Consider the following 22,372-nt stretch of genomic DNA (forward strand, 5'->3'; position numbering starts at 1 on the left):
CCAGAGTCCAAAAAGTCGTTAGACATCTTGTCCATAAACTTCCTAGACTCCGCGTCAAAAAACTAACTGGACTCCAAGTCCAAAAAGTCAATGGACTCCGAGTCCAAGAAGTCACTAGACATCACAGCACATCTCTAGAGGGCGTTCACGATCACGCAAACCCCGGATTCATTCATGAATCCGGGGTTTGCTAGTGCGCTAGAAACCGCTCGCTACGAAAGAAAACTACTTCTCCTCGGTAGCATCTTCAGCGCCCTCTTCTTCGATCTCACCGAAGTACTGCTCAACGTCAACCTTGTTGCCGTCTTCGTCCTTCACGTCAACGCGGCAGATAGCGGCTGCAAGAGCCTTGCCACGGCGGACGTCGGAGAAGAGGTTAGCAATCTGGCCGTTGGACTGCAGCTGCTGGATGAACTGGTTCGGGTCCATGCCGTAGGACTGAGCGGTGAACAGGATGTGGTCGGTCAGCTCCTGCTGGGAGACCTCAGGCTGCTCCTCGTCTGCAACAGCATCCAGGAAGAGCTGGGTGCGGACGGACTCTTCAGCGGACTCGCGAGCTTCCTTATCGAAGTCCTCGCGGGTGGTGCCCTGTGCCTCGAGCAGCTGGGCGAGAGCCTTCTCGTCGTGTGCCAGCTGGCCCAGGATCTGGTGGAGCTGTGCGTGAACCTGCTCGTCAACCACAGCGGTCGGAAGCTCGAACTCGGTGCCCTCGAGGGCAGCCTTCAAAACCTCGTCGCGGATGTTGGCAGCCTGCTCAGCCTTCTTGGACTCCTCAACGCGGGTCTTGGTGGACTCGCGCAGCTCGTCCATGGTGTCGAACTCGGAAGCCATCTGTGCGAACTCGTCATCCAGATCCGGAAGCTTGCGCTCCTTGGTCTGCTGAACGTGAACCTTGATGGTTGCTTCCTCGCCAGCGTGATCGCCGGACTGGATGGTGGAGGTGAACTCGGTGTCCTCGTCGGTCTTCATGCCGCGCAGTGCGGTGTCGAGGCCCTTGATGAGGTCGTCGTCACCAATCTGGTAGGACATGCCCTCGTAGGAAGCCTCGTCCAGCTTGGTGCCGTCGATTTCAGCGACAATGTCGATAATGGCGAAGTCGCCGGTCTTCATCTTGCGCTTGGTGTCCTTGAGCTCACCGAAGCGGGAAGCTAGTTCCTCAAGAGCCTTGTCGACGTCCTCGTCCTTAGCCTCGATGGCTGGAACGGTAACGGAGAGCTTGGAGAAGTCCGGAACAGTGATCTCTGGGCGAACATCAACCTCAGCGGTGAACTCGACGAAGTCGTTGTCCTCGATCTTGGAGATGTCAACATCTGGCTGACCAATAACGTTGAGCTCGTTCTCCTGAACTGCCTGCTCATAGCGGGTTGGCAGCATGTCGTTGACAACCTGCTCGAGAATCGGGCCGCGGCCGAAGCGGGCGTCGATAAGCTGGCGCGGAGCCTTGCCCTTGCGGAAACCCGGGATAGATACCTGCTGCGCGATCGCCGCGTAGGCCTGGTCGATTTCCTTGTCCAGCTCAGCGAACGGAACGTTGACGGTGAGCTTGACGCGGGTATCGCTCAGCTTGTCTACGGTGGTCTTCACGAGAAACTCTCCTGGCATTAATTGGTTCAGAATGTAAATAAGGGGTCTGAAAATACTTTTAAGGGTATTTTCAGACCCCCATACGTCGGGGCGACAGGATTTGAACCTGCGACCCCCTGCTCCCAAAGCAGGTGCGCTACCAAACTGCGCCACGCCCCGTATGTAGGCCTCCACGGTCTCCAAACATTTCATGCTTTTCGCCGTGGCTGCGTTGCTTACTCGGGTTAGTGTACCGGCATATCGCTAATTGACCTAACACCGACCCCCACTTAAGCGAGTTTTCCCAGTTTATTGGGCCTTAATTTGTGCCGCGAATACGTCCGCAACTTGCTTGCCTTAAGCCGTTTCTTGCGAGCCTGGAGAGGCGTAAATGAGGTGTGCAATTCCCGGCGATTGATTGCAGACAATGTCGCCGTAGCGGCAATACTCGACGCGGCGCAAAGTGGTCCCTTTGGTTTGGTCCCATTCGTTTGGTCCCTTTGTGGGGTAAAGGGACCATAAAGCCCTGCCATGCAACGGCAGGTACTCGTAAAAGTACCTTTGGAGAGGGACCTTTAGGGTCTGGACATCCAGCCGCCCCAGCAGCCAGGCGCCAGCCCCTCCCCCAGAACGCAGAAACCGCCCGAGCCTCGAGAAAGGCCGAGCGGTGAAACTTGGAGGGAATGACGGGAATCGAACCCGCGTCTTCAGCTTGGAAGGCTGAGGTATTAGCCACTATACGACATTCCCACAGTCCTACATCCTGCGATGTTTGACGTGCGGACTACTTTAGCGCACCGCGGCCGAGAATAGGAAACTGGGGCCACTAATCGGCGCCCCGCGGCTGGCTTCGGTGCACCCAACTCCACAGATTAAGCGCGGATTTTGGCAGATCTGGCGGGGAACTAATTGCGAGGCGGTAGCGTTGTGTCGGTAAGTGCGAAATTTAGTCTTTAGAAATCGGAAGTGAGTTTAAGTGTCATTACTCCTCGTAATCATCGTCCTCGGCGGCGGCGCTGCATACTTGGCCTCCCGCGGCAATAAGAAGAAGCAGGCTGAGCTCGAAGCACAGAAGTTTGATGATGCTCTCGCCGATGCCCGCCGCTGGACCGAGCGCCTTGGCGGCCAGGTGATGCAGATTTCCGGAACCGACACTGCATCGATGCAGGCCATGGCCGACGCATCCGAGCGTTTTACCGCTGCGAACTCAGCAATTTCGCAAGCCACCACTGTTAAACAGGCAAACCTGGCCCGCGAGTCTGCGCTCGAGGGCATGCACTACGTCAACGCTGCACGCGAAATCATGGGTATGAACCCCGGCCCCGAGCTGCCGCCACTAGAGGGTCAGCGCCAGGCCGGTAAGGTCACCGAGCGCCGCACCGTTGAAGCAAATGGCGAGACCCTTACTGCCTCGCCTTATGCATCCAACGAGACTCCTAACTACTACCCAGGTGGCATGGTCGCGGGTCGCCCGGTTCCGGCCGGTTGGTACTCCCGCCCTTGGTGGGCCGATGCCCTTAGCACCGGTGTCTGGATGGTGGGTTACTCCATGATGTTCAACGCTATGTTCGCTGGAATGTCGGGCATCGGTTACTCCGCTGCTGCAGCTGAAAGCGGCGACTTCGGCGGTGACATGGGCGGCGACATGGGAGATGCCGGCGGCGACATGGGCGGCGACGGTGACGGCGGCGGACTCTTCGACGGCCTCTTCGGTGGCGACGATGGTGGCGACGGCGGCGGACTCTTCGACTTCGATTTCGACTTCTAGATGCCGCTTTAACGCCTTGTTACTGGATTCATGAGGAGCCTCTGACCACATGGTCAGGGGCTTTTCCCGTGGATAAACCGTGTTTATTCGGCGGTGTCTGCCAAGCCGTGGCAAATGCACGTAGTCTGGGCCGCATGACTGTACCAATGATTGAACTGCACGACGGCAAGAAGATCCCGCAGCTGGGCTACGGCGTATTCAAAGTCGACCCAGACAAGACCGAGGAACTCGTCGCTGAGGCACTGCGCGTGGGCTACCGCCACATCGACACCGCTGCCGTCTACGGCAACGAGGAAGGCGTAGGCCGCGCAATCGCCAGCTCTGGCATCCCGCGCGAGGAGCTTTTCATCACCACCAAGTTGTGGAATGACAGCCAGACCAATGCCGCTGCTGCACTCGACGAGTCTTTGAAGAAGCTAGGCCTCGACTACGTGGACCTCTACCTCATCCACTGGCCATGCCCGGAAGACGGCAACTACGTCGAGGCATGGAAGCAGATGATTGAGCTGCAGAAGACCGGCAAGGCCAAGTCCATTGGTGTCTCCAACTTCGAGCTGGAGCACCTCGAGCAGCTAGAAACCCACACCTCCGTCACCCCTGTGGTAAACCAAGTAGAATTGCACCCTTACCTGCAGCGTTGGCGCGAGCTGGACGCCTTCCGCGCCCACGGCGTAAAGATCGAGGCTTGGGGCCCATTGGGCCAGGGCCAGACGGACCTCTTCGAGGTCGACGCAGTTACCGAGCCTGCTGAGAAATACGGCGTCTCCCCTGCCCAGGTCATCATCCGTTGGCACCTGCAAAACGGCGTCATTGTGTTCCCCAAGTCCGCCAACCCGGAGCGCATTGCGCAGAACTTCGATGTCTTCGGCTTCGAACTGACCGAGGACGAGATGGCGGCAATCACCGACCTCGACTTGGGCGAGGAAGGCCGCGGCGGTCCGCACCCGAACGAGTTCCACGTCAAGTAGGACGTGCTAAACGCAAAAAGCGTTCCCCAACCACAATGGTTTAGGGAACGCTTTTCTCTTAAGTGCGGCGAAGTTAAAGGGCTCTTAAACCTCCGGAATCTCCGGTGGAATCTCAGTGCGCTCGTACTCTGCAAGGATATCGATGCGGCGCTGGTGGCGCTCAGCAGCGGACCACTCTTGGTCAAGGAAGGCGTCGACAATAGCGAGCGCCTCTTCCTCAGAGTGCATACGGCCGCCAATGCCGATGAGCTGTGCATTGTTGTGCTCGCGAGCCAGGCGGGCGGTCTCTGGGGACCACGCCAAAGCGCAACGAGCGCCCTTTACCTTGTTCGCTGCAATCTGCTCACCGTTGCCAGAGCCACCAAGGACAATGCCGAGGGAGCCTGGGTCGTTGACAGTACGCAGTGCTGCCTCGATGCAAAATGCTGGGTAGTCATCCTCAGCGTCATAAACGTGTGCGCCACAATCGATAACGTCGTGGCCCTGCTTCTTCAGGTGTTCGGCGATGACATTCTTCGTCTCGAAACCTGCATGGTCTGCTCCTAGATAAACGCGCATGCCCCAGATACTACAGTCTCGCGAGCAACCCTGTTGCTATGATCGACGTTCTAGCAATAATCAACCCCCCGTTAAGAGATGCCTCCGGGGATACCTCAGATGAAAGGTGGCAGCGCCCCCATGAATGAACGCTTCGCCACCCAACTAGTAATTAGCATCTTCATCGCCAGCGTGTTCTTGCTAGCGATTTTTCCGATCATTCTTCCGCCCTTTGTGGGGCCGTTCGTGGGCACTATCCTGATTACCCTCACCCACATCGTGCTCGGAGCGTTCTACTGCTTCCCCGCGCACCGTGACCTCCGGGTGGGAATTACCGCACTGATTGGCGCGGCGTCGTGGGCTACCTGGGCGCACTCAGCGTGGGAGGAATACTCCGCGCAGATGACGCTGCCCATCATCAACATCGCAGGCATGGTGGCGCCCATAGCCACGTTGCTGGTGCTGTTGTTCCTCTCCATCACGTATCTGCACCTCAACGAGCCTTCCCGCACCGGCAAGCGTTACTTCGTCATCGGCTTGGCCTTTACCGTCTTGGTCTTGGTCGAGGTCCTGTGGACCTTCTTGTTCCAGGAGCGCCTCGATTCGCTCAACGTCTCGCCGGAGACTGCGCGCGCTGCCATGATCGTCGTCTCACGCATCGCCCCCTTTGTCATGGCCGCTCTGGCACTGGTCACGGCAATGAGCACAGACAGCACGAAGCCCCGGAACCTCATGGTGGGTGCCGGGGGCTTTGCCCTGCTGAGCTTTTTCATCCCATTCGTCACGGTCTTCTCAGCAGTGTTGTCCTTCACTGCGTGGGCCAGCCTCAAGCCGGCCCAAGAGTCCAAGGCCAGGAATTAATCTTCAATTACCTGCGGGGACTCGGTGCGGGTGCGCTTGAGTTCGAAGAAATAAGGGTACTGCGCCAGGCGGACAGCGGCGTCGAAGATCTCGCCGGCTTCCTCGCCCTCTGGGATGCGGGTGATAACTGGGCCGAAGAAAGCGGTATCGCCAAGCTTGACCACTGGGGTTCCCACTTCGTCGCCGACCTCAGAAATACCGGCGTTGTGGAAAGCACGCAGCTGCTCGTCCACCTCCTCGGTGTTCGCAACGGAAGCGAACTCGGCGGGCAAGCCAGCGTCGGAAAGCGCCTGCGCAATGATCTCATCGTAGGCGCCGTAACCCTTCTTGCCGCCCTGGCCCTTGCCGTGGATGAGGGTGCCCATCGCGGTGTAATAAGCATCGACCTTCTCTGGGGCCTCAATCGCCACCTTTGCGGCAACGCGGGCAGGGCCCCAGTTAGCCTTCATCATTTCCATGTAGCCGGGATCAAGATCGCGGCCGTCGTTCAGCACGGACAGCGACATGGGTTCGAAGGTGACCTCGATGTCGCGGACCTTTTCTACTTCCTTAATCCAGCGGGAGGTCGCCCACGCAAACGGGCACGTGCAATCGAACCAAAACTTCACGGTTTCAGCCATGCTGACTCCTTCAAACAAAAATTCATTGGTAGTTGACGATTTCCCACCCTAGGCGCACGACTAAGGTTGATGCAGAAACTTATTCACCAAGCAGAGGAGCACACCCAATGACCTCGATCAACCTCACCCGCGAGGAGGCAAACGCCCGCTCGCAGATGATTGACGTGAAGCACTACGACGTTCACCTAGACCTCACGGATTCGGAGACGCACTTTATCTCCACCACCGTGGTGTCTTTCCACGTCAAGCAAGCGGGATCCACCTTCATCGACTTGCGCGGTGAGGAACTCCTCGAGCTCCGCCTCAACGGTGCTCCCCTGCCCACCAACGCCTATGAGGCCAAGTTCGGCGTTCCCCTTTCGGGCCTACAGGTGGCTGACTACGAGCTCAAGGTCGTAGCCAAGATTCCTTACTCCCACACCGGCGAGGGCCTGCACCGCTTCGTGGACCCAGCAGATGAGAAGGTCTACCTCTACACCCAGTTCGAGACCGCCGACGCCAAACGCGTGTTCGCTTGCTTCGACCAGCCCAACATGAAGGCCACCTACTCGCTGGCTTTCGATGCCCCAGCTGACTGGACCGTCATCACGAACGGCCCCACCCAGACCACGGCGGGCGCAAACGGCGCCCAGACTTGGTCCACTGAGATCGATTACCCGCTGTCCACCTACCTGGTCGCACTGTGTGCTGGCCCCTACTACGAGGTCACCGACACCTGGACCGGCGAGCTGAGCGAACACCCAGAGGGCAACCCAGCGCAGAAGCTCGAAGTGCCGCTGGGCGTCTACTGCCGCGCTTCCCTGGCGGAGCACCTCGATGCCGAGCGCATCCTCACCGAGACCAAGCAGGGCTTCGACTTCTACCACCGCAACTTCGGCTTTGCGTACCCGTTTGGCAAGTACGACCAAATCTTCGTGCCAGAGTTCAACGCCGGCGCCATGGAGAACGCAGGCTGCGTGACCATCCGCGACGAATATGTCTTCAGCTCCAAGGCCACCCACTACAAGTACGAGCGCCGCGCGGACACCATCCTCCACGAGCTGGCTCACATGTGGTTCGGCGACTTGGTCACCATGGAGTGGTGGGATGATCTGTGGCTCAACGAATCCTTCGCCACTTGGTCCGCCGCCATCTCCCAGGCTGAGGAGACCCAGTACGACACCGCGTGGGTCACCTTCGCCAACGTGGAGAAGTCGTGGGCCTACCAGCAGGATCAGCTGCCCACCACGCACCCGATTTCCACCGATGCTTCTGACATTGAGACCGTGGAGCAGAACTTCGACGGCATCACCTACGCCAAGGGCGCGTCCGTGCTCAAGCAGCTGCAGGCATACGTGGGCCGCGAGAACTTCTTCGCCGGCGTGCGCCGCCATTTCAAAGCGCATGCGTACTCCAACGCTACTTTCGACGACCTCCTCTCCTCACTCGAGACCTCCAGTGGCCGCGACCTGTCCTTCTGGGCGCAGCAGTGGCTCAAGACCACGGGCATCAACAGCTTAAGCGTGCACACCGAGACCGACTCTGCAGGCGTTATCACCGCCGCTGAGCTGGTACAAAGCGGCGATACCCTGCGCACCCACCGCGTGTGCGTGGGCCTGTACTCCCTGCAGGGCGACAAGGTCGTGCGCACCGATCGCATCGAGATGGACATCGACGGCGCAAGCACCGAGATTGCCGAACTCGTGGGCAAGAAGCGCGCGGACATCGGCTTCATCCTGCCGAACGACGATGATCTCACCTATGCGCTGCTGGACCTGGATGAGGGTTCTCTGGAGTTCCTCATCGGCAACATCGACAAGTTCGAGGACCCATTAGCGCGTACTCTGTGCTGGTCCGCTGCTTGGGAGATGACCCGCGGCGGTGCGATGAAGGCGCGCGATTTCGTGGCGCTGGTGGCACGTGGCGCGGCTGCCGAGACCGAGCTGGCTGTGCTCGAGCGCATCCTGCAGCAGGCCGCTTCCGCACAGTCCAACTACGCGGATCCAGCGTGGGCCAAGGAGAGCACCGTGCTTGCTGACGCCCTCCTCGAAGGCACCAAGGATTCCGATCCGGAGCGCTCCATTATCTTCGCCCAGGCGCTGGCAAAGATTCGCCTGACCGATGGCACCCGCGCTTTTCTGCAGGACGTTCTGGAGTCTTCGGACGACGAGGGCCTGCGTTGGTACGCCATCGCGGCGCTGGCTGCCGACGGCGCGCTTGGCGACGTCTCCTCTGCTGTAGACGCTCAGCTGGCTCGCGATAACTCCGCCACCGGCTACCAGGCTGCGGTGCGTGCGCGCGCGGCTGTCAACACTGCTGAGAACAAGCGTGCGGTGTGGGATGAGATCGTGGCGGGTGAGCTCACCAACCGCGAGCTGACCTCGAAGCTTGAGGGACTCACCTACCCCGGCTCCGATGAGCTGCTGCCGACGTCAGAGTTCTTCGACGTGGCGGAGAAGGTCTGGTCTTCCCAGTCCTCCGAGATTGGCCTGACCTCCGTGACCGGCCTGTTCCCGTCGTGGGCAATCTCGCAGGAGACCCTGGATGAGGCCGACGAGTTCCTCAAGCGCGATCTGGCGGGCGGCCTGCGCCGCTCCGTGACCGAGCAGCGCGACCGCATGGCGCGTGCGCTGCGTAACCGCGCAGTAGACGCTGACTAGCGCCAGCTGGCGCTAGTCAGGACAAGCTGGCGCTAGTCGAGGTGCGGGGATTCTTTTGGTGGGAAGGATCCTCGCCCAAGACAACCTCGACGTTGGCGACGTCGGAGCGCAGCGTTTCTTCTTGGAAGGCGATGACGGTGTCATCAGCTGCCTTGATGATGCGGCTAAAGCGCAGCATCGGATGAGAGCGGCCCACGCCCAAAAGTTTTTGCTCCTCCGCGCGGGCAGTGGCGGCAATGATGTTTTCGCGCTTGTACACAGACTTGAGTCCATAGGTCTCGAGCAGTGGCAGGAGTGGCTGGTTGAGTTCGTGCTCATCCAGATCCGGTACGAGCTCGACTGGGATAGTGACCTTGGTGACGCTGATTGGGGTCTCGTCGACGTAGTGGACACCCTTGAGCTCCCACACTAACGCGGTATCTTCCACACCTAGGGTTCCAGCCACGTGAGAAAGAACCTCGAGCTTATCGAGGGAGATAACTTCCACGCGCGTCTTAAATCCGCGCTCAGTGAGCTGCTGTAGGATGCCGTGCTCGCTGGTGAGGCTCAGAGTCGGTGGAATAGCGCGTACGAAGGTACCACCGGTGCGGCCGCGCTTGCGATCAATCAATCCCTCAATCTGCAAGATGTCGAGCGCATGACGGACCGTCATGCGGGCGACGCCGAACTCTTGAACAAGTTCGCGCTCGGTGGGGAATCGCTCGCCGGGTTTGAGAACTTTGGATTCGATCCTGCTGCGCAGGGAATCCGCGATGGTCAAATAAGCCGGCCTGCGGCGGGTGGTTTCAGTCACAGCTCCCAGATCTTACCGACCTCTCGGAAAATCGCATGTCGAGGAGCTGTGACTTCCACAACTAGTATGGTTACTTCATTTATTTTCTTAACGCCAGCTCAATACGTGGGCGAACCCGAATCTCAGTAAGCTGCGTTGAAGGTCCCGCATCCACTGCAGCGCGAATTGCCTTTGCTACTTCAATAGGTGCAATGACATGGGCAGGGTCGTAATCCTGTAGTCCCTTTAGCATTGGGGTGTCAGTCGGTCCCGGCGAGACAGTGCTGACGCGGATGGCAGGCTCGGCAATACGTAGGCCGTCGGCAAGCGCGTACAAAGCGTGCTTGGTAGCCGAATAAATCACGTTGTCACCGTAGCTATGAATGCCAGCTCCGGAGTTGATAAACACCACGATGCCCTCCGCCTGGCGCAGCTGCGGCAGCAAGCGGCGGGTGACCTCAGAAGGCGCATGGACGTTGAGGTCCATCTGCTCGCGCCAGTTTTTCGGCCGCGCCGATTCCACGGAGTACTTGTCCGCCCGTGCCGCCGCATGCACTAGGACGTCCACGCGGTCGAGCTCCGGCAGGCCGATGTTTTCCTCTTCGTCCTTGTCCAAAGCTTCCACAAGGTCGATGGCAACTGGGGTCACGTTGTCCATGCCTGCGAGCTCGTCTGCGCGGCGACCCAACGCATACACGTGGTGGTCGCGCGCGAGGTCAAGGATGATTTCGCGGCCCATGCCGCCGGTGGCACCTGTTACAACCGCAATCTTCGAGGTGGTCATGGTTTACTCCTTCTCGTCGTATGTGCTGTTAACGGTAGCGCTTAGGCACGTCGGGTGCGCCGATGGTGAGCATCAGGCGGTTGGCCCAGTTGAAGAAAGAGGCGGAGTTGATGAGGTCGATGATGGCCAAATCATCGAATCCGACGCCACGCAGCTTGGCCACGCAACCGGAGTTGAAGGCGAACGGAGTACGCGTCAGCTCGCGGGAGGCGTCGCGTATAACGCCCCACTGCTCAGAACCCAGATCTGCGTCGAGTCCCTCAAAGAGCAGACGATCCACGGCATCGGCATCGCCGCCCTCGTCTTTCGAGCGCTGCTGGTGCACCGAAGCGCAGAACTCGCAGCCATTAAAGCGGGAGACCACAGTTGCGGCCAGCTCACGCTCGGCGCGGCCCATACCTCCGTCAGTGTTGTAGAAGATATCCAGGTCCGTGAGTGTGCGTGCCTTCAGCGCCGCAGGGTCGCGGGCCAGCAGGCGGAAATACTCGGAGTCGATACGCTCCGGGCGGATCAGCGCGTCGGTGTGCTCTGGGGTGAATTCATCCTTGGGCAGCGGTGCCAGCCATGGCTTCCAGCCCAGGGAGTGGTTCACAAAACCTTCTGGAGCATGGACGTCCGGGGTCAGGGTACGTTCGTGGTTCTGCCAGCCTAGCTTGGCGACGCCCTCCTTGCTCTCCGTTTCCGGAGTACAAGCCGTAGAGCCGCCCAAGACCACGAGGCCGTGGATGACGCGCAGTTGGAAGGACAGGAAGGAAATGAGCTGCGCGAGGGTGACGATGTCATCGTCCGACCAGCCCTCCGCCTGCAGGTGGCCGATGGCCTCGGGCGCTGCGTCCTTGGGATGGAACACCAGCAGATGCGCGAAGTCGAAGGCTGCAACGAGGCGCTCCCCTAGCCCGGCAACGGACTCGAAGGTGATGAATCCGGCGGCATCGCCGGAAATGCCCTCGGCATCTGCGTATGGGCCGACGGAAATACCGTGCGCAATGGCCTCTTGTACCGCGGCATTGAGCTCTGCCGGGGCGTCGTCAGCCAGCAGGTCGGCGTAGAAGTCCCGGGCGTTCGTGGACTGGTAGATGCCAGCCACGAAGGCGGCCACGGCATAGCGCTCAGTAAACGGGAAGGTTCCTTCCTCAGCCGGCTCGAGAAGTGCCTCGAAGGAGAGCTGCGCGTTAGCCAAAGCGTCAAGGCGGCGGGAGCGCAGCTCGGCAATCTCCGGGCTGACCTCGGCTAGTTGGTTGATGATGTCTGCCATGAAAACTCCTTAACTTTCGGGCCCTTACAGGCCCAGATTGAGGTCACCGGCGCGGTAACGCTGTCCTGGGATGGCGTCGATGAGGGTGCGGGTGAACTCGGATTGTGGGTTCGCAAAGACGTCCGCGGTGCGGCCCAACTCTACCTGCTGGCCGTGGGAGAGGACGGAGACCATGTCCGAGATCTGGTTGACCACGGCGAGGTCGTGGGAGATGAAGACGTAGGTCAGCTGCAGCTCGTCTTGGAGGTCTGTCAGCAGGCGCAGGATCTGTGCCTGCACGGTCACGTCGAGCGCGGAGACTGCCTCGTCGAGAACCACCAACTCCGGCTCCACGATCATCGCGCGGGCAATGGCCACGCGCTGGCGCTGTCCACCGGAAAGCTCCCGCGGACGGCGGTCGTAGTGCTGCGGGTCCAAGGCAACCAGCTCCAGGAATTCCTGGGCGCGGATCTTCGCTTTGGCTTTGGACGCGCCCGCGAGGTTGCGCAGTGGCTCAGCGATGGCGTCGCCGATGGACTGGCGCGGGTCGAGGGAGGAATACGGGTTCTGGTACACCAGCTGCACGTTCTTACGGGCCTCGCGCAGAGCCTTGCCCTTCAGCTTCGTCAGCTCGGTGGAGCCGCCATTCGCACCGGCCAGCTCGATGGAGCCAAAGGTCGGCGCGTTGAACAAGGCGATGGAACGGCCAGTGGTGGTCTTGCCGGAACCGGACTCGCCCACCAGCGCATGGGTGGTTCCCCTGGCGACGTCGAAGCTCACGCCATCGAGCGCGAGGAAGTCGCCGTAGCGTTGGGTGAGGTCACGCACCCGCAGCACGGTCTCGGTGCTGCGCGTGGAACGACGCTTAGCGTTGGCGACGTCGGCTACGGACAGGGACGGGGCGTCGGCAAGCAGGCGGCGTGAATAAGCGTGCTGCGGATCAGTGAGAACCCTGGCCGCCTGGCCCGACTCGCGGACCTGACCCTTTTCCATCACCACGATGCGGTCGGCGCGATCGCCTGCCACCGCCAGGTCGTGGGTGATGAACAGGATGCCCACGCCGGTTTCCCGACGCATCTCATCGAGCAGGTCCAGGATGACCTTCTGCACCGTGACGTCAAGCGCGGAGGTTGGCTCGTCGGCGATGATGAGCTCGGGCTCGAGCGCCACTGCAGCCGCGATGAGCACGCGCTGCTTCATGCCACCGGAAAGCTCGTGCGGGTACTGGCCGTAGCGGCGCTCAGGGTCGTCGATGCCCACGCGGTCGAGCAGCTCGATGGCACGCTGCTTGCGCTCAGCCGCAGTGCCAACGCCATGGATAGCCAGGCCCTCCTCCACCGAAGCACCGATTGTCTTCAACGGGTTGAGCGAGTTGTTCGGGTCCTGCGGGATGAGGCCAATGGAACGGCCCCGCAGCTCGCGCCAGCGCTTGTTGTCGAGGTCTGTTATGTCGCGGCCCTGGAACTCGATAGTTCCGGCGTCGACCTGCGCGTTGGAGGCAAGCAGGCCGATTGCGGCCATCGCCGAGGTGGACTTGCCGGAACCGGACTCGCCCACGATGGCGGTGATTTCGCCCGGGTAGACCTCGAGGCTGACGCCCTGGACGGCCGGCACCTCGCCAGCCGCGGTGGTGTAGGAAACATTGAGGTCGCGAACCTTGAGCAAAGGAGTGTGGTTATCAGTCATGAGTTTTTATGCCTCCGCTCGGAAGTTCTGGGAAAGACGGTTGGCAGAGACCACCACGGCCACGATTGCCAAGCCCGGCAAGATGATGAGCCACCATGCGGTAGCCATGAAGTCGCGGCCCTCCGCGATGATGAGACCCCACTCCGGAGTCGGCGCTGGGGCGCCGTAGCCCAGGAAGCCCAAGATGGACAGCTGCAAGATGGCGGAACCGAACAGCAGGGTGGCCAGGGCGATGACCGGGGTCAGGGAGTTGGGCAGGATGTGACGGGCCATGACCTGCGCCGGGGTGGCGCCAGCACCGTAGGCGGCCTCGATGTAGTCGGAGCCAGCCACGGTGATGACCTGGGAGCGGGCCAGGCGGGCGAAGGTGGCAATCGACGTCGCACCGACAGCCACGGCGGCCTGCAGGGAGCCAAAGCCCAGCACGATGATGATGGACAGGGACAGCAAGATGCCGGGGATAGACAGCAGCACGTCAACCACGCGCATAATGACCGAATCGACCCCGCCGCGCAGCGAGCCGGCCAGCAGGCCGAGCAAGGTGCCGACCACGAGGCCCACGGCCACAGCAATCAGCGCGCCCAGCAGGGATTGGCGGGCGCCGTAGACCACGCGAGCGTAGAGGTCGCGGCCCACAGCGTCCGTGCCGAACCAGTGCTCGGAGCTCGGGTGCAGCAGCGCGACGTCGGTGCCGGCGTACGGGTCAGAGTTAGTAAACAGGCCCGGGAAAAGGGCGGCGAGGAAAGCCACCACCAGGATGACGGAAGCCACGATGGAGGCCGGGCTGGTCCACGGGTTGCGCTGGGCGCGACCGACGGGGCGGCGGTTACGGCGCAGTGTGGTGCTGCCGTCGACCGGATGTGCGGTGTTCACGGCGTTAGATGTTGGCGCGCTCATGCACGGGCTCCTTTCGCAGAATCCTGGGCAGGACGGCGCAGACGCACGTCCAGGACTGGGTACAGCAGATCCACCACGAGGTTGACGATGACGTAGGCAGTCGCGGCGATGAGGACGATGGCCAGCAGAACCGGCGTATCGCGGTTGGAGACCGCCTGCGCCGTCATGTAGCCCAGGCCGTTGCGGCCAAAGACGGTCTCCGTGACCACGGCACCGCCGACGAGCTCACCGAAGAGCAGGCCCGCCATAGTCAGTGCCGGAAGGAGGGAGTTGCGCAAGATGTTGCGCCAGAAGATCCACGACTCCGAGGCGCCGCGAGCGCGCACCGCCTGCACGAAAGGCATCGCTTGCGTCTCGTCGATGGAGCGAATGAGGACCTGAATGAGCGGTGCCGCCATCGGTACCGACAGGGTCAGCGTGGGCAGAATCAGGCCCTCAATGCTGGAAGGCTCAATGATGCGCACCCAGCCCAGCTGGAAGGAGAAGAGCTGGATGAGCAGGATACCGATCCAGAAGCCCGGCAGGGAAACCATGAAGGAAGGCAGCCCACGGAAGAAGGTGGCAATCGCGCCGAGTCCCGGCAGGGTTGCCAGGAAGGCCACGAGGAGCGCCACTATGATGGCCAGGCCAATCGAGCAGACGGCCAGAATCAACGTGTGTGGGAGGGCGTCGGCAATGAGCGTCGACACCGCCGCACCCGTCTGCGTGGAGTTTCCGAAGTGGCCGGTGAAGAATCCGATGAGGCCGGTAAAGAACTGCACGAGCAGCGGCTTATCGACGCCCATCTCCTCACGGATGGCGGCAATCTCCGCCTCGGACAGGCCCAGGGCGGGGTCGCCGTAGCGGGACATGACCGCGTCGGAAGGCAATGCGGACAGCAGGAAGAAGGCCACGGTGTAGGTCACCAGCAGCACCAGGATGGCCTGCCCAATGCGGGCGGCAAATTGCTTGGTAGTCATTTATTTATCCTCCTGCTCAAGGCTGACCTCGTAGAACCACGGGCGGGCCACGGACTCGGGGCTAAAGCCGTGCACTTCCGGTGCCACTGCGTAGACCTGCGGCTCCTCGAAGAACGGGATGACGTAAGCCTGTTCGGTCAGGTAATCCTGCACCTCTTCGACGGCCTTCTTACGGTCTTCAGACTTGGGGCTGGAGGTCACCTTGCCCAGCAGCTCTTCCAGCTTCGCGTCTAGAGGATTGCCCTCTTTGTCCTGGTTGAGCAGGGCGTCGCGGTTGTTCACCGAGTACATGGAGGCAATAACGTCATAATCCGCGCGGCCCACCATGATGTGATAGAGCTGCACCTTGTCGATGGACTTCGCATCTGCGTTCTGAGTTGCCTGGTCGCCCGGGTTGATCTCAATCGCAATGCCCAGCGCGCCTAGCTGATCCTGGACCATGGTCATGACTTCCTTGGAACGCGGCTGTGGCAGCGCGGTATTCGAACGCAGGACCAGGCGCTTGCCGTCCTTGACGCGGATTCCATCCGGGCCTGGTTTCCAGCCGGCCTCATCCAACAGGCGCTTCGATTCCTCAGGGGCGAAGGTGTACGCCGCCGACTGGTCCTTAAAGCCCAGCCCGGTTTGGGCCACGGAGGACTTAGCCAGCGGGTAGGACTCAGAGAAGAGCACGCGGAGGATTTCCTCGCGGTCGATGCCGTGAATGATGGCTTCACGTACTCGCTTGTCCTGCAGGAACGGGTGGTTGAAGCGGAAGCCCAACTGGTTGTTAATGGAGTTGGTGCCGTGAGAGATGATCTGCACGCCTTTGTCCTCGAGGAGGCCTTCCTGCGGCGCGGAGATCTGGCGAGCAATATCGGCCTGACCAGAGACGATCGCGCCGGTGCGCACGGACTCCTCTGCAGCCAAGATGTAGTGCACACCGTCGATGTCGGCGCGGCCCTGGTGCTCCACTGCCGGTGGACCCCAGTCGTAATCCTCGCGGGTCTTGAGAACGAGGTCGGTACCGATCTTCTCGGAATCGACCACGAACGGGCCGGAGCCAATAACCTTCTTCGCGTTGCCCGGTCCGAAGCCCTCGTCGTCGAGCTCTAGAGAGCTATCCGCCAAAAGGCCCGCGTTATAAGAGGAGGTGGCCTGCAGGAATCCCGGGGAAGGCTCCGAGAAGTAGAACTTCACGGTGTCCTCGTCCACGACCTCACCGTGGTCATAGTTGGCAATCTGCTCCGAGGAGGTCAGTGTGCGCGACTTATCGCCGAGGCCATAAAGATCGAAGTTGCGCACCACATTCTCCGCGGTCAGCGGGGTGCCGTCGGAGTAAGTCACGTCCGTGCGGATGTTGAACGTGTACTCGGTGGCGTCCTTGTTCACCTCGGGCATCTCGGTGGCGATCCACGGCGAGAGCTCCAAAGTCTCAGGGTCTTGGTAAAGCAGGCGGTCGGTCAGCTGGTTAACCACGCCGCCATTCGGGTAAAAGCCAGCCGCTGGTGGATACAGCGTGCGGAAGAATTGCGGCTCAAGGTAGGTCAGGACGTTGCTGTCCTCCCCTGCCTGTTCGCCGCTGGGCGCTGCGCATCCTGCGAGCAGGGCCGCTGCACCCAATACGCTGGCGATAGTGCGGAATTTTTTCACGAGGTAGCTTTCGTTTATGAGAGTGTAAATAGGCTTGTAAACTAACACAACGTAGACTTGTTGGTATAAATTCCATAGACAAAACGGTCTAATAATTTTTCTCAAACGGCGAGCCTGCAGACCCGCCATTAAGGATGAATAGAATTGGCTTCGCATGAATCCACGCCATCCATCGCCATCGTGGGCATGGGCCCACGCGGCATATCAGTCGTAGAGCGCCTCGCCGCTCACCTGCACACGCTTGCGGAGATCCCACGCCTCACGCTGCACCTCATCGACGACGCGCAGCTCGGCGCCGGCCGCATCTGGGATACCGAACAAACCCAGACGTTGTGCATGAACACCCTCGCAGGCGCGGTCACCCTCTTCACCGAGCCCGAGTCCACCATGACGGCCCCCGTGTTGGAAGGCCCCATACAGTACGAGTGGATCCAGCTCCTGCGTGGTGAACGAGATGGCATCTCCCCTACTAAGCAGGCACTTTTCGACGCCCACCCCGTCACCATCGACGAGTCCTTCCGCGCCGAAATCGAGACCACCCGCCCCGAGTCCAACCCATCGCGTGCGCTTTACGGCGCCTACCTGCGCTGGGCTTTCGAGGTGGCGTTGGCACAGCTGCCTAAGACCGTGACCGTGGTCAACCACTCCTCGCGCGCAGTAGCTGTAAACGAGGCTGAGGGCCACGACGTCATCGATCTTGCCGACGGCTCCCACGTTGCAAGCGACGCCACTGTCTTGGCCTACGGCTGGCAGGTTCCCGGCCCAACTGACTCTGAGCAGCACCTGGCCGAGGTCTCCTCCCAGCTGCATTGGGTACGCCCCAACAACCCAGTTGAACAGCCCATTTCCGAGGTGCCGGCGGGCCAGGATGTACTGGTGCGCGGCCTAGGCATGGGTTTCTTCGACATCATGGCGCTCCTGACCATCGACCGCGGCGGCGTCTTCCACACCGATAACTCCACCCGCTCGGGCCTGCGCTACGAGCCATCCGGCAACGAACCCCACTTCGTGGTCTCCTCCGGCCGCGGCTACCCCTACATCCCAAAATCCGAGTACCACGCACTGCCGCCGCGCGCGGAGCTGGTGCGCTTCCGCAAGCAGCTGGCACTGGTCCAGGGCCGCGAGGTGGACTTCGGCCGCGACTTGTTGCCACACATCGTGCGCGATGCCTACGCCGAGTACTACGAGACCCAAGCACGCGTTAGCCCAGATGCGCTGCAGGTTCCGCTCACGGAGATTGTCTCCCGTATCGACGCAGCGAAGCTTTCCGCACAGGACGTCGTGGGACTTTCCCGCGAGCTCAATGCGGCGCTCGAGGGCGTTTCTTCCGAGCCACTCGACTTGGCGCACTGGGTCAATCCGCTCGCTGACTTCGCCGGCACCACCATCGAAGAGCTCACCGATTACATCGCTGAGGGACTTGCCCGCGACATCGTGGAAGCAGTCGCTGCTGCCGACTCCCCTTTGAAGGCCGCGCTGTGGGCCATTTCCGCGGCCCGCAAGCCTTCCTCGATTGCCGGCTCTGAGGGCCGCATGACCTGGGAATCGCGCACCACTAACTACAAGGAATTCATGGCCTTTGGCCAGATGGTCGGCTCCGGCCCGCCGCTGTTCCGCACCCGCCAGCTGCTCGCCCTCGTCGACGCCGGCTTGGCCACCTTCCTCGGCGGCCGCCCCGTCTTGAGCTGGACCGATGCCGAGTTCACGCTGACTTCCGGCGAGCGCACGGCCACCAGCCCTTGGCTCATCGATGCGTGGATGCACTCCCCCGACGTGCGCCGCCCGTCAGACCCCCTCGCGGTTTCCCTGCAGGAGCGCGTGCGTCCATTCGTGGACCACGGCAACGCCACGGGCTCCCCGGAGACCACCTGGGAGCGCAAGGTTGTTCGCCCCGACGGCAGCACCGATCCGCGCCTGCACGTCATCGGCATCCCCACCTACTCACAGTGGCCTGACACCACGATTTCCCCGATGCCGGGAACCGACCCGCTCATGTTGCAGGAGACCGACCGCACCGCTGGCTCGCTCCTCGCCGCCGCGCTCCGCGCCGAGCACTAGGCCCAGCCCCCACCGCGTCCGACGCTCAGCCACCCCTCCCTCCACAATCACCCAGCCCTGGAAATGCAGCTCCCTGGTGAAAAGCGCGGCGTCGGAAAGCGTGGGCGAAAGCGAACAGGAGGTCTTGGTTTCCAGGGCTGGATATCTGCCGGGAAAGGCGCGCGTGGAAGGCGCATCTCTGTGTCTTAAAGCAACCGCAAACAGCCAAGAGCCCATAGCCTAGAATGGTTCGGGTGAGTAACCTACGCATTTTTGACACCGCCACCCGCACCCAGCGCGATTTCGTGCCCGTAAAAGAAGGGCATGCCTCGATTTACTTGTGTGGTGCCACCCCGCAGGCCCAGCCGCACATCGGCCACCTGCGCTCCGGCGTAGCTTTCGACATCCTGCGCCGCTGGCTCATGGCGCAGGGCCTAGACGTGGCTTTCGTCCGCAACGTCACCGACATCGATGACAAGATTCTCAACAAGGCCGCAGAAAACGGTCGCCCCTGGTGGGAGTGGGTTTCCACCTACGAGCGCGAGTTCACCAAGGCCTACAACACCCTGGGCGTCCTGCCGCCATCGGTAGAGCCGCGCGCCACGGGATTCGTTACCCAGATGGTGGACTACATGCAGCGGCTTATCGACGCCGGCTTCGCCTACGCGGTACCTGACGATACCGCGGGGGTAGACGGCGCTGGTTCGGTCTATTTTGATGTGACCGCCTGGAACGCTGCAGAGGGCTCTGACTACGGCTCCCTATCCGGCAACCGCGTCGAGGATATGGACCAAGGCGAGGGACAAGAGGCGCTTGCGCGCGGAAAGCGCGGTCCGCAGGACTTCGCCCTGTGGAAGGGCGCCAAGCCCGGCGAGCCTTCTTGGCCCACCCCGTGGGGCAAAGGCCGCCCAGGCTGGCACTTGGAGTGCTCGGCTATGTCCACCTACTACTTGGGCAGCGAATTCGACATCCACTGCGGTGGCCTTGACCTGCAGTTCCCGCACCACGAGAACGAGGTAGCGCAGTCGCACGCGGCGGGCGATAAGTTTGCCAACTACTGGATGCACAACCACTGGGTGACCATGGCCGGCGAGAAGATGTCCAAGTCCCTGGGCAACGTGCTGGCCATCGACAACATGCTGGAGATCGTCCGCCCGGTCGAGCTGCGCTACTACCTCGGCTCCGCGCACTACCGCTCCGTGCTGGAATACTCCGAGGCGGCATTGACCGAGGCCGCTGCCGGGTACCGCCGCATCGAGGACTTCGTGAACAAGTTCGACGACCTCGTTGTAGGAGACTGGACCCAGGGCTTCGAGGACGCGATGAACGACGACATCGCCGTGCCGAAGGCACTGGCCGAAATCCACACCACGGTCCGTGCCGGAAACAAGGCGCTGGCAGAAGGGTCTGCAGACGAGGCCCGTAAGGCGGCTGAGTCCGTGCGCGCCATGGCCGCGGTGCTGGGCTTTGATCCGTTGGATGAACAGTGGAAAGATGGGACGTTGACAAGCAATGCGGATGCAGCGCTGGACGTCCTCGTCCAAGCGGAACTGGAACGCCGCACCCAAGCCCGCGCGGAGAAGGATTGGGCAACTGCGGACGCCGTCCGCGACCGCCTCGCCGCCGCTGGCATCACCATCACTGACACTGCTGACGGCCCCACCTGGTCGCTAGCCTAAGGAGAATTCATGGCACGTACACACGGCCGCGGCGGCGCGGGCATCCGCAAGACCAACAAGAAAGGCGCTACTAAAGGCAGTGGCGGCCAGGTAAAGAAGGGCCTTGAGGGCAAAGGACCAACGCCTAAGGCAGAGGACCGCGTCTACCACGCGAAGCACAAGGCCAAGCTGGAGCGCGAGCGCCGCAACTCGGGCCGCCACCAGAAGGAGACGGCGGAGATGGTCGTCGGCCGTAACCCGGTCGTGGAGTGTCTGCACGCAAAGGTGCCTGCTACCTCGCTGTACATCGTGCAGGGCACCCGCAACGACGCGCGCCTGTCGGAGGCCGTGGCCATTGCGAATTCCCGCAACATTCCTATCCTTGAGATTCAGCGTCACGAGATGGATCGCATGACCGGCAATGGTATGCACCAGGGCATCGGCCTGCAGATTCCGCCGTACAAGTACGCGGACTTCCACGAGCTCATGGACCGCGCGAAGGACGCTGGCGAGCCGGGCATGTTCGTCATCCTCGACAACATCACCGACCCGCGCAACTTGGGCGCCGTCATCCGTTCGGTGGCTGCGTTCGGCGGCCACGGCGTCATCATTCCGGAGCGTCGTTCGGCTTCGGTGACTGCGGTGGCATGGCGTACCTCCGCGGGTACCGCGGCTCGCCTGCCAGTGGCGCGCGTGACCAACGTGACCCGTACGGTGCAGGAGTTCCAGCAGGCGGGTTACCAGGTCGTGGGTCTTGATGCTGGCGGCGAGCACACCCTCGATACCTACACCGGCGGCAAGGACCCTGTGGTCATCGTCATCGGCTCGGAGGGCAAGGGCATCTCCCGTTTGGTGCGCGAGAACTGCGACGTCATCATGTCCATTCCGATGACCGCGTGGGTTGAGTCCTTGAATGCCTCCGTTGCTGCGGGTGCCGTGCTCTCTGAGTTCGCTCGTCAGCGTCGCGCGGCGAAGTAATCACGGCCCCTTAGCAAACACCCAGCCACGCAAAAGCAGACCTTGAGGTCACGTTCGCACGCGCTTGACGAGGGACTGCGGACTTTTTATGAGACCTCGTGTAGCGCGAGTCGTGTGCTGGTTTGTAGGCCAGTGCACGGAGAGAACCTTGAGTTATGTCTATGACCGGAAAGCAGCTTTCTCCGGCTCGACTAAGAGCTCTTCGCCCTACGGTGAAGAAACTTTATGACGAGGGTATGACTTGGGCAGAGATCCTTCGGGTTCTCGGTGATAATTCTCCGTCGCTAGAAACACTCAGTTCCATGATCCATGGTGTCGATGCAGCCGATACGCCGCCTATTACGCCTCGCTTGAAAGCTGAGGTAGGCCCTACGCAGTTCTTGGTTTTCTTTCGCGACGTTGGGCGGCCTTTGATATTGGGTTTTCTCCTTCGGTCTTACCGTAAAATGCCCTCGGTTTGTTCCGTTTGAGTAAATGGGAAAATTCTCGAACATGCCGAAGAAGTTTGATCAGGAGGCAAGAGACCGTGTGGTCCGCCTCGTGGAAGACCGCATTCTGGCGGAGAGTATTTCGACGCAGGCAGCCTGCAAGATCATGGCACACAGCGGTGCAATGGACGCAAGCCCGCTCGACGTGAGGGACGCGTTACCGAACGGTTGCCTGAGGACCTTGTGGCAGAGGCCGCCAAGCTGCGTCGAGATCATCTGCCAGACGTTAAACACGCATCGCGAAGGCATCTTTCTTAGCTCGCGTGGATACCGCCAATCCAAGGCCCGGGG

Annotated in this window: 17 protein-coding genes, 2 tRNA genes and 1 pseudogene; 8 read left to right on the forward strand and 12 right to left on the reverse strand. The window is 61.3% G+C overall.

Annotated elements, in window-relative coordinates; genetic code table 11:
• Window positions 1-225: 225 nt before the first annotated feature.
• The 3 genes from tig to HMPREF0308_RS09240 all read right to left on the reverse strand — a co-directional run bounded on the left by tig (window position 226) and on the right by HMPREF0308_RS09240 (window position 2,313).
• Complete coding sequence (gene tig, locus HMPREF0308_RS09230; RefSeq protein ID WP_034657376.1) at window positions 226-1,584, reverse strand: trigger factor; 1,359 nt, start codon at window positions 1,582-1,584, stop codon at window positions 226-228.
• A gap of 85 nt (window positions 1,585-1,669) precedes the next feature.
• A tRNA-Pro gene (locus HMPREF0308_RS09235) sits at window positions 1,670-1,743 on the reverse strand.
• A 495-nt stretch (window positions 1,744-2,238) separates the two neighbouring features.
• Window positions 2,239-2,313 (reverse strand) — tRNA-Gly (locus tag HMPREF0308_RS09240).
• A gap of 226 nt (window positions 2,314-2,539) precedes the next feature.
• Between HMPREF0308_RS09240 and HMPREF0308_RS09245 the strand changes: the two genes are divergently transcribed.
• Together HMPREF0308_RS09245 and HMPREF0308_RS09250 are read left to right on the forward strand one after the other, a co-directional pair.
• Window positions 2,540-3,331 (forward strand): DUF4349 domain-containing protein, encoded by a 792-nt coding sequence (locus HMPREF0308_RS09245; protein ID WP_005530952.1) that lies wholly within the window; start codon window positions 2,540-2,542, stop codon window positions 3,329-3,331.
• A 134-nt stretch (window positions 3,332-3,465) separates the two neighbouring features.
• Window positions 3,466-4,299 carry an aldo/keto reductase gene (locus tag HMPREF0308_RS09250; protein ID WP_034657381.1) on the forward strand — a complete coding sequence of 278 codons (834 nt, stop codon included), beginning with the start codon at window positions 3,466-3,468 and terminating at the stop codon, window positions 4,297-4,299.
• A gap of 84 nt (window positions 4,300-4,383) precedes the next feature.
• Here the strand turns inward: HMPREF0308_RS09250 and HMPREF0308_RS09255 are convergent, their stop codons facing one another.
• Complete coding sequence (locus HMPREF0308_RS09255) at window positions 4,384-4,857, reverse strand: ribose-5-phosphate isomerase (RefSeq protein ID WP_005530955.1); 474 nt, start codon at window positions 4,855-4,857, stop codon at window positions 4,384-4,386.
• Window positions 4,858-4,977: 120 nt separating this feature from the next.
• Here HMPREF0308_RS09255 and HMPREF0308_RS13030 point away from each other — a divergent pair, with 120 nt between their 5' ends.
• The gene (locus HMPREF0308_RS13030; RefSeq protein WP_049063322.1) at window positions 4,978-5,697 is read left to right on the forward strand and encodes a hypothetical protein; all 720 of its coding nucleotides are present in this window, start codon (window positions 4,978-4,980) and stop codon (window positions 5,695-5,697) included.
• On the opposite strand, the gene HMPREF0308_RS09265 is transcribed toward HMPREF0308_RS13030, so the two are convergent.
• Window positions 5,694-6,317 carry a mycothiol-dependent nitroreductase Rv2466c family protein gene (locus tag HMPREF0308_RS09265; protein ID WP_005530960.1) on the reverse strand — a complete coding sequence of 208 codons (624 nt, stop codon included), beginning with the start codon at window positions 6,315-6,317 and terminating at the stop codon, window positions 5,694-5,696. The genes HMPREF0308_RS13030 and HMPREF0308_RS09265 overlap by 4 nt on opposite strands.
• 107 nt (window positions 6,318-6,424) lie before the next feature.
• Between HMPREF0308_RS09265 and pepN the strand changes: the two genes are divergently transcribed.
• Window positions 6,425-8,956: an aminopeptidase N gene (gene pepN, locus HMPREF0308_RS09270; protein WP_005530962.1), complete on the forward strand. Its 2,532-nt coding sequence runs from the start codon at window positions 6,425-6,427 to the stop codon at window positions 8,954-8,956.
• A gap of 16 nt (window positions 8,957-8,972) precedes the next feature.
• Here pepN and HMPREF0308_RS09275 read toward each other — a convergent pair whose 3' ends face one another.
• The 7 genes from HMPREF0308_RS09275 to HMPREF0308_RS09305 form a co-directional block, all read right to left on the reverse strand.
• Window positions 8,973-9,749 carry a GntR family transcriptional regulator gene (locus tag HMPREF0308_RS09275; RefSeq protein WP_005530963.1) on the reverse strand — a complete coding sequence of 259 codons (777 nt, stop codon included), beginning with the start codon at window positions 9,747-9,749 and terminating at the stop codon, window positions 8,973-8,975.
• A gap of 79 nt (window positions 9,750-9,828) precedes the next feature.
• Window positions 9,829-10,512, reverse strand: coding sequence for an SDR family oxidoreductase (locus HMPREF0308_RS09280; RefSeq protein ID WP_005530965.1), 684 nt, complete (start codon window positions 10,510-10,512; stop codon window positions 9,829-9,831).
• A gap of 28 nt (window positions 10,513-10,540) precedes the next feature.
• Window positions 10,541-11,767, reverse strand: coding sequence for an alkylhydroperoxidase domain protein (locus HMPREF0308_RS09285; protein ID WP_005530967.1), 1,227 nt, complete (start codon window positions 11,765-11,767; stop codon window positions 10,541-10,543).
• A gap of 24 nt (window positions 11,768-11,791) precedes the next feature.
• Entirely contained in the window at window positions 11,792-13,432 is a 1,641-nt protein-coding gene (locus HMPREF0308_RS09290) for a dipeptide ABC transporter ATP-binding protein (RefSeq protein ID WP_005530969.1), read from the reverse strand.
• 6 nt (window positions 13,433-13,438) lie between these two features.
• Entirely contained in the window at window positions 13,439-14,329 is an 891-nt protein-coding gene (locus HMPREF0308_RS09295; protein WP_005530970.1) for an ABC transporter permease, read from the reverse strand.
• Window positions 14,326-15,288, reverse strand: a complete 963-nt coding sequence (locus HMPREF0308_RS09300) for an ABC transporter permease (protein WP_005530973.1) — start codon at window positions 15,286-15,288, stop codon at window positions 14,326-14,328. Before HMPREF0308_RS09300 ends, HMPREF0308_RS09295 begins: the two co-directional genes overlap by 4 nt.
• The gene (locus HMPREF0308_RS09305) at window positions 15,289-17,049 is read right to left on the reverse strand and encodes a TIGR04028 family ABC transporter substrate-binding protein (RefSeq protein ID WP_005530974.1); all 1,761 of its coding nucleotides are present in this window, start codon (window positions 17,047-17,049) and stop codon (window positions 15,289-15,291) included.
• 57 nt (window positions 17,050-17,106) lie between these two features.
• Here HMPREF0308_RS09305 and HMPREF0308_RS09310 point away from each other — a divergent pair, with 57 nt between their 5' ends.
• The 4 genes and pseudogenes from HMPREF0308_RS09310 to HMPREF0308_RS13335 form a co-directional block, all read left to right on the forward strand.
• On the forward strand, window positions 17,107-18,978 hold the full coding sequence (locus tag HMPREF0308_RS09310; protein ID WP_005530976.1) for an FAD/NAD(P)-binding protein: 1,872 nt from the start codon (window positions 17,107-17,109) through the stop codon (window positions 18,976-18,978).
• Window positions 18,979-19,211: 233 nt separating this feature from the next.
• Window positions 19,212-20,636 (forward strand): cysteine--tRNA ligase, encoded by a 1,425-nt coding sequence (cysS, locus tag HMPREF0308_RS09315; RefSeq protein WP_236251971.1) that lies wholly within the window; start codon window positions 19,212-19,214, stop codon window positions 20,634-20,636.
• A 9-nt stretch (window positions 20,637-20,645) separates the two neighbouring features.
• A complete protein-coding gene (rlmB, locus tag HMPREF0308_RS09320) occupies window positions 20,646-21,593 on the forward strand; it encodes a 23S rRNA (guanosine(2251)-2'-O)-methyltransferase RlmB (RefSeq protein ID WP_005530982.1) in 948 nt (315 codons plus the stop codon).
• Between the two features lie 492 nt (window positions 21,594-22,085).
• Window positions 22,086-22,372: pseudogene (locus HMPREF0308_RS13335) on the forward strand (hypothetical protein); the annotation flags it as partial.

Source organism: Corynebacterium striatum ATCC 6940 (assembly GCF_000159135.1).
Classification (GTDB): Bacteria; Actinomycetota; Actinomycetes; order Mycobacteriales; family Mycobacteriaceae; genus Corynebacterium; species Corynebacterium striatum.

Coding starts and splice junctions, on each gene's coding strand:
- HMPREF0308_RS09255 (WP_005530955.1), bottom strand. CDS start 4,857: ATGCGCGTTTATCTAGGAGCAGACCATGCAGGTTTCGAGACGAAGAAT.
- HMPREF0308_RS09280 (WP_005530965.1), bottom strand. CDS start 10,512: ATGACCACCTCGAAGATTGCGGTTGTAACAGGTGCCACCGGCGGCATG.
- rlmB (WP_005530982.1), top strand. CDS start 20,646: ATGGCACGTACACACGGCCGCGGCGGCGCGGGCATCCGCAAGACCAAC.
- HMPREF0308_RS13030 (WP_049063322.1), top strand. CDS start 4,978: ATGAATGAACGCTTCGCCACCCAACTAGTAATTAGCATCTTCATCGCC.
- HMPREF0308_RS09290 (WP_005530969.1), bottom strand. CDS start 13,432: ATGACTGATAACCACACTCCTTTGCTCAAGGTTCGCGACCTCAATGTT.
- pepN (WP_005530962.1), top strand. CDS start 6,425: ATGACCTCGATCAACCTCACCCGCGAGGAGGCAAACGCCCGCTCGCAG.
- HMPREF0308_RS09305 (WP_005530974.1), bottom strand. CDS start 17,049: ATGGCGGGTCTGCAGGCTCGCCGTTTGAGAAAAATTATTAGACCGTTT.
- HMPREF0308_RS09300 (WP_005530973.1), bottom strand. CDS start 15,288: ATGACTACCAAGCAATTTGCCGCCCGCATTGGGCAGGCCATCCTGGTG.
- HMPREF0308_RS09285 (WP_005530967.1), bottom strand. CDS start 11,767: ATGGCAGACATCATCAACCAACTAGCCGAGGTCAGCCCGGAGATTGCC.
- HMPREF0308_RS09295 (WP_005530970.1), bottom strand. CDS start 14,329: ATGAGCGCGCCAACATCTAACGCCGTGAACACCGCACATCCGGTCGAC.
- HMPREF0308_RS09250 (WP_034657381.1), top strand. CDS start 3,466: ATGACTGTACCAATGATTGAACTGCACGACGGCAAGAAGATCCCGCAG.
- HMPREF0308_RS09265 (WP_005530960.1), bottom strand. CDS start 6,317: ATGGCTGAAACCGTGAAGTTTTGGTTCGATTGCACGTGCCCGTTTGCG.
- HMPREF0308_RS09310 (WP_005530976.1), top strand. CDS start 17,107: ATGGGCCCACGCGGCATATCAGTCGTAGAGCGCCTCGCCGCTCACCTG.